Origin of the sequence: Streptomyces sp., assembly GCF_050698815.1 — a bacterium.
Classification (GTDB): Bacteria; Actinomycetota; Actinomycetes; order Streptomycetales; family Streptomycetaceae; genus Streptomyces.
Genome location: NZ_JBOHCV010000017.1, coordinates 1 through 7,179 on the forward strand (window position 1 = coordinate 1; position 7,179 = coordinate 7,179).

At 68.5% G+C, this 7,179-nt stretch carries 3 protein-coding genes and 1 pseudogene; all 4 read left to right on the forward strand.

Features of this window, described 5'->3' with window-relative positions:
• A partial coding sequence (locus ACRDP3_RS00585; RefSeq protein ID WP_431514788.1) for a hypothetical protein occupies positions 1-1,451 on the forward strand: 1,451 nt, incomplete at its 5' end.
• 760 nt (positions 1,452-2,211) lie between these two features.
• Positions 2,212-3,132 carry a TauD/TfdA family dioxygenase gene (locus tag ACRDP3_RS00590; RefSeq protein WP_431514789.1) on the forward strand — a complete coding sequence of 307 codons (921 nt, stop codon included), beginning with the start codon at positions 2,212-2,214 and terminating at the stop codon, positions 3,130-3,132.
• Between the two features lie 1,025 nt (positions 3,133-4,157).
• On the forward strand, positions 4,158-6,014 hold the full coding sequence (locus ACRDP3_RS00595) for a non-ribosomal peptide synthetase (RefSeq protein WP_431514790.1): 1,857 nt from the start codon (positions 4,158-4,160) through the stop codon (positions 6,012-6,014).
• A pseudogene (locus ACRDP3_RS00600) lies at positions 5,917-7,005 on the forward strand (hypothetical protein); the annotation flags it as partial. The gene ACRDP3_RS00595 and the pseudogene ACRDP3_RS00600, both read left to right, overlap by 98 nt.
• Positions 7,006-7,179 lie beyond the last annotated feature (174 nt).

Below are 7,179 nucleotides of genomic sequence, written 5' to 3' on the forward strand. Positions count from 1 at the left end.
CTGCGCGGCCGTTGACCGCCGATAGGCTGCAATGCCTTCGGCTCGTATTCTCGGTCGCACCGAGGGAAGGGACGTTCAAGGCAGTGAGAGACGGCACCGCCGACCCTTCTGTGGAGCTCTCACCCGCGCACCGGCATTGGTCTCGTCGGCTCGCCGGTTTAAGGGCAAGTGAGCTGCGCGAGCATGTGCGCCGTATCGAAGAGTCGGCGAGCGACCTCGGCATCTGGGAACGCGGCGGCTACGTCCCCGTACAACCGTTCATCTTGACTACCGCAGCGAAGGAACTGCTGCACGACGTCGGTGCTCGGCTCAAGGAACTCGTGGTCGGTCACGCATTGGAGAGAGCAGGCGGTGACCTTCACCGCCTCGCGGACATCACTGAGTGGCGGGATGACGAACGCTGGTTTCTGGGCGGGAGCAGGCCACTTTCCAACGCGCTCGGGGCTGCCAGGTCCGACGTTTTCATCTCTGGTGGGCGTCCCCACATTTTCGAGATCAACATCGGCACGTGCTTGAACGGCGCCACGTCCTCCTCGGCTCTCTCCACCGCCCTCCTGCGGACCCCGCTCGGCGCAGAGATGGTGCGTACGCACGGTATCGAGTCGGATGTCTACGTGGACCAGCTCGTCCGCTGGATCCGGCGGCAGCATCCGGGCGAGTCGCCCGAAGTCGCCCTTCTCGCCTTTCCAGACCAGGGAGATGAAGGGGCGTTGAGGTGGGTCGACGAACACGTGACCCGCTTCGCCTCACAAGGCATCCCCTGCGAGTTCGTTGCCGTTGGGGAAGCGGACATCGTCGGCGGTTCGCTGGTGTGGCGCGGCAAGCGTTATGGAATCGCCATCCGGTACTACATGGTGACACCGAGGGCGGCCGATCATCTCGACTTCTTGAGCGCGCTGGAACGCGCCACGGGCACCGTACTCTTCGGCTCGTACGTCTCCCAGCTGTTCACCAGCAAGAACCTCCTCGCAGATCTCTACCAGGACGACCGGCTCACCGCCGCCGAGCGCCGGGTGCTCCACTACGTCCCGTGGACTGCACGCCTCAAGGATGGGCCTGTCCGCAGGGGTGAGGGCCGAGTTGACCCTGTGGAGTGGGCGGCTTTGAATCGCGAGCACGCCGTCCTCAAGCCGGGCAACCTCTTCGGCTCACGCGGCTTGGTTGTCGGCCACCTCACGTCCGAGGCCGACTGGCCCGGTGACCTCGAAGCCGCAGTCCAAGACGGTGGGTACGTCGTCCAGGAACGGGTGCGGCCGGATACCTGGACGATCCCGTACTGGCACATCGAGTCGGAAGCGCTGGTGAGCGTCGACTCGCCCGTTCTGATGGGCCCGTTCGTGGTCGATGGAGCAGACGGAGGTGTGTACACGCAGCAGCCGATCAACGGCACCGAGGACGACTTCCTAGGTGAAGACCGGGACGTCTCACTCGGCTGCGTCATGTCGGCGTGATGCAGCTCGCCTGGTTCGGCACAGAGGGCTTCGGGCCTGATGTTCCAGGGCATGCCACCCTCACCCTCCCTCCGACGCCGTCGTCGACTTCCCAAGGCCCACGATCCCACTGGGGTCGGTCCCGCTGGTATTCGACATGAGAAGACGCCCGGAGCTTTCCGGCCTGAGGTGAACGCCGACGGCGAGCCGTTCTGCATCGTGATCCCACCGCCGAACGTCAGCGGTGTTGAACGACACTCGTTCTGACGACGTAGTTGGCGGGTAGCGACAACCCGGCATGGTGATGGCGGGGATTCGCGTTTATGTTCACGCTCGTGTCGTTGGCGGACACGCGAGGACCCTCTCCTCAACTCTTGGTAGGAGCGGGGAGGGCCCTCCCGGATGGTGCAAGGTGGAGCATCCTCCACTTGACCGGACACCTGAGCCCAGACTTCGCTCTGGGAGAAGGGAGCTTGAGCGCCCGGCCGGGTGGGGAAAGTTCGATCCCAACGTGCGGATAGTTATGCGGACAGCACTGAGCTAAGCGTGGCATTTGCCGTTCCGACGGTGCTTGGAAGGGAATGCGCAGTCCAAATCAATTCGCCGGGCGCGCTCCCGAACTTAGAAATACCCTTGTTCCCGGACAAGGAATATCGTCGGGGTAAAGGAACTGAAGCGGATGGCGATGGGCAAGTTCACCAAGCTTGGCACCCGAGCGGTGCCGACCCCATTCTCCGACCTAGCGAAGCGTACGGCCTACAACCCTGCACACATTCCACTCGTGTTCGAGGCGGACCGCGACCTCGACGTTCCGGTGTGGGTGGCCGCGCATCGGGACGAACTGCGCGCCGACCTTCACCGGCATGGCGCCCTGCTCCTGCGGTCGCCGGGGAAGCCGGACTTCGACGCAACCGTTGCCGCCTTCACCGAGCACCTCGTCGACTACCGCGGTGGCGCGGCCATCCGCAGCCGGGTGGACATGACCACTTACACGGCGAGCGAGTACCCGCAGGAGCTGGAGATCCGGCAGCACAGTGAGTTCTGCTACGCCCACGACTGGCCGATGCTGCTGTTCTTCCACTGCGCGACGGCACCGCAGGACCGGGGGCAGACCCCGCTGACCGACAACCGCAGGCTCCTGCGCGAGATGCAGACCGAGATTCGCGCCGAGTTCGCCCGGCGCGGCCTGTTGTACGTGCGCGGGTACGGCTACAACCGGACGTGGCAGCGGTCGTACGAGACCGAAAGCCGTGAAGAGGTCGAGGCCATCTGCGCGGCCGAGGGAAGGCGCACTGAATGGATCGGCGACGACCAATTGCGCACTTACGAAATCCGGCCCGCGATTGTGCGCCACCCGATCACCGGCGACGACGTGTGGTTCAACTACGCCCATGGATTCCACATTTCCCGCATGGACGACGGAATCCGAGAGGCGCTGTCCACCTCGCCGGAGGACACCGACGACCAACTGTGGCCGAACAACGTCTTCTGGGGTGACGGCGGTGAGATCGATCCCGAGATCATCACCGTGGTCAACGACCTCGTGGAGTCCTGCACGGTCCAGTTCGACTGGCAGGAGGGTGACACACTGATCGTCGACAACATGCTGTGTGCGCACGGCCGGCGGGCCTACACAGGGCCTCGCCGCATCCTGCTCAAGATCGCGGAATCGCACGCCGACCTCGTGGCGGAACGCCTATGAGCACGGACGTGACGGCCGCGCACGACCTGGGCCCGTTCCAGCGGTCAGCCCTCAGTGCCGGAGCCCGGCGACTCAAGGTCGTGGTCGAGGTCCCCGTCGCCTCACCGACGGAACTAGGCGCGGCACTGGCGGACAGCGTGGCGGGCGCACCAGTACTGACCGCGCGGCGGGTCGAGGTCGAGGGCTTGTTGGTGCCGAGGCAGCAGCCGACATGCCCTCAATGGATAGAAGCGGCCGATGGCCTGAGGATGACAGCCGGCACGCTGCAGGTCGACCTCGCGCCAACTGCGACAGGGACGCGGCTGACGCTGGGGTGTGACACCCTCTTCGCCGACGCCGGGTCGATGGGGTTGCTGTTTGCCGCAGTTGCCGGCCGCCCCGCCGGGCAGCTGGACTTCTTCGACATCGCGGCCGGGCATAACGCGATGGCGAGGTCCGGCGAACTCGCCGAGGAGGCTGCGTTCTGGGCCAGCGCAGCGATGCGCGTCCCGCATGGCGCCGTCACCCTCGCCGACGTGATTCCGCTTGCCGGTACAGACGAGCCCGTCCCGCTCGAGTTCGACTGGGCGCAGGCCGAGGCCGTCGCCGCCGAGGCGGGAACCGACGTCGCCGACGTCGCGCACCTCGCCCTCGACGCCGTCGTGCGCAGGCTCGGCCTGCCCGCCCAGTCGGTCGGCATCACCTGCGACGCGCGCGAGCTCATGGGGTTGCCGGACGTGGTCGGCCCGCTGACCCAGGTCGTGCCCGCACCGTGGCGGCTCGACCCGCGTGAGGACGCGCTGACGGCATTGCGGATGCGGGCGGAGGAGCGTGCGCGGACGGCGTCCATGGCCGGCGGGCCGGCGCTCCACGGCGATCGCCCCGCCATCGTGCTCGACACCAGTGGTGGTCCCGCACTGCCGCCGCGCTGGACGCTGGTGTCCTGGTCGTACCCGGTCGACGGGTTGATCACGCTCGGCGTGCACTGCCGCGGCGACGCGGTTGTGCTGCGAGGGGAGTCGGCCGCCGCCACGGGGCTGCTTTCGATGTGGGGCGCCCTGTTCGGAGACCTGGTGCGGCGTCCCGAATACCGGCTGTGTGATCTGGCGCTCCTGCCGCCCAACCGCGCGAAGGAACTCGCACGCGAGCTCACCGCCCAGAGAGCGCCCGCAACTTCGCTGCTGGATAGGTTTCAGGCCCACGTCGCCGCCACCCCTGACGCGCCGGCGGTGCGACACGGCGCCACGACATGGACGTACGCCCGACTCGCCGAACACATGAACGGCATCGCTGCCGCCCTGGGCGAACTGTCGCCCGGCACCGTGGTCGCGGTGATCGCGGACCACGAACCCGCCGCGCTCGCGGCGCTGCTCGCCGTGGCTGGGCGAGGCGGGACGTTCCTTCCGCTCTCGCCCGACGAGCCGCATGACCGGCTGCGTGACGCGGTGGAACGTTCAGGCGCGAGGCTCGTACTGCTCGGCACGAAGGCGCGGTTCTCGACGGACTGCCGTGCCATCGCGCTGAGCGAAGTGCCGTACGGGACCGGGCGGCCGTTGGCGCCAGTGGATCCGCAGCGGCACGCGTACCTGCTGCGCACTTCTGGGTCGACGGGTCTCCCCAAGCTGGTCGGCATCCGCTGGTCCAGTGTGGACAACTACCTCCGCTGGGCGGCAGAGACGTGGCTGGCGGACGACGCGGAGATGCCGGTGCTGTCCAGCCCGATCTTCGACGCCTCGCTCAAGCAGACGCTCGCCGTGCTGTACGCCGGGCGCTGTGTGTGGATGCTGGAGGCCGACCGCCTCGACATCGTGGCCGTGTGCTCCGAACTCGCCGCGGCGTGCGTCCCGCTGGTGCTGAACTGCGTGCCGAGCTACCTGTCCGTGCTGGTCGGCGGGGTGGACGGACGACTGCCGGTGCGGCGGTTCCTATGCGGTGGCGAGCCCCTCAAACCGGCTCTGGTGGCCCGGCTGCGGGACGGCTGGCCTGACGCCGAGGTGTGGAACCTCTACGGGCCGACCGAGGCCACGGCCACCGCGACGGCCGGGCTGGTCACCGACCCCGAAGCTATCACCGCCGGCACACCGGTTGCGGGAGCCGGCGTCGTCGCCGTCGACTCGTTCGGCGGCGCGTTGCCCGCCGGGGTACGCGGCGAACTGGCGATCACCGGTCCGGGCCTATCCGCCGGCTACCTGTCCGGGCAAGGGATCGGCTCCCCCTTCGTCTGCCTGGACCTCGGCGGGCTGCGGGTCCCGGCATACCTGACGGGCGACCTCGGCGTGGTGTCCGCCTCCGGCGTGGTGTCCGTGGCGGGCCGGACCGACGAGCAGGTCAAGGTCAACGGGTGGAGGATCGAGCTCGGCGAGATCGAGGCCGTCGCCCTGCGCGCTCCGGGCGTGACGGACGCCGTGGCGGTGCTCGACGACCACACCGAAGAGCCACGGCTGCGGCTGTTCGTGACGGGCGACGGGTCGGCAGTCGGCGAGTCGCTGCGGGCGGCACTGCCAGCGCCGATGCTGCCGGCATCGGTCACCGTGCTGGAACGGTTCGATACGACAGCGAACGGCAAGGTGGACCGGCGTGCGCTGCTGCGCCGCGTCGAGGAACCTAGCCAGACCGCCCCGTCCGACTATGACGGGGTCGAACTCGAGGTCGCCACGGTCTGGCGCGACGTCGTGCGCCAAGGCTGGCCGCGCCCCGACGAGGATTTCTTCGGCGCAGGCGGCCACTCGCTCCTCCTGGCGCGCCTGGTCAACCGCCTGCGCGCTCGGGGGTACGAGCAGCTGTCGCTGCGCCAGGTGGTGCGCCGGCCGACCGTCGCTTCGATCGCGGCAGCCATCCGCTCAGGCTCACAGCCGACCTGGCCGTGCACTCCAACTGACAGGGAATCCGTCAATGTCCCGTGAAGTACATGGCGCTGTCCCCGAAGAGTTCCTGGCCGTGGCGTCAGCACACCTGGGCGTCGACCCGGGCACGCTGCCGATGGCGACCGAGGAGCCCGCAGTCGAGGCGCCACGTGTCGTCATTGAGGACCCCTACCACCTCACCTCCGACGAGGTCGACGCGCTGGCGGCTGGCTTCCACAGTCGCTTCGGGGTGGTCGCCTTCGAGTTCCGGCCGGACCGCGTTCCCGACGGCAGCCACCAGTTGATCCACATCGGGTCACAGCTGCGCGACCGCGTGCCGTGCCGGTGGCCGGTGAACAACTGGGAGGACGTGGCCGACGGCACTACAAAGATCCGCGACGCCGGGCAGGCGGAAGGCGTACCGCGCGCTTTGTCGTGCCAGGCGCTGGCCGCGCACCAGGACGGCTGGCTGTCGCTGCCCGGCGTACTCGCGGTGACCGGGCTGTGCGCCGACAGCGCGCCGTCCGTGGCCGCCGTGACGTACATGCAGAACGTGGTCCGCCTCGCGCTGGACCTGTGGCGCCTCGACGAGCCAGGCTTCGCGTGCTTGTTCGCCGCTGATGCCGTCGCGGTTGTGCGCCGCTCCGATGGAGCGCGGTGGACGTTCCCGGTGCTCGACGTGAGGGACGGGCATCCGACGGGGTTCTTCCGCGGGCCGAACGACGAGTTCGACGTCCTCGCCGGGAGGGCGGACCCGCACCTGGTTCGCGCGGTCGGGTTCCTAATCGACCACACGCGGCCGGGCGCGCCGGGGTCGACCTACACGCGGCTCGACCGGCCCGGCCGGGGATTCCTGCTCGACAACCACCAGTGCGTGCACGGACGCACGGCTTTCGTCGACGCCGAAGGACAGAAACGGGTCATCGCGACGAAGTGGTGGGCGCGCGACGACCGGTACAAGGACACCCGCTGGAGCGCGATCTCCGCACCTTGGCCCGCCGCCCGGCGGCGCGGTCGCGCCGGTCGCGGACGTAGCGCTCGACCCACGTGATCGTCTGTGCGGCGAGATCCGTCAACGCCTCGCGCGAAGATCCGACAGCCTCTTGCGACGGCACTGGGGTGGCGTCTCCAGGCCGCTCGGCAGTTGTGCGCTGCCACTTTCCGCCGTCGTGCGGCGGGATTGCGCTAGGCCCGTTCGACCATCGTCGGATGCGTCGGCTGGTAG

Bases quoted from the DNA above. Each gene is read 5' to 3' on its own strand.
- ACRDP3_RS00595 (WP_431514790.1), top strand. From the start codon at position 4,158: ATGTGGGGCGCCCTGTTCGGAGACCTGGTGCGGCGTCCCGAATACCGG.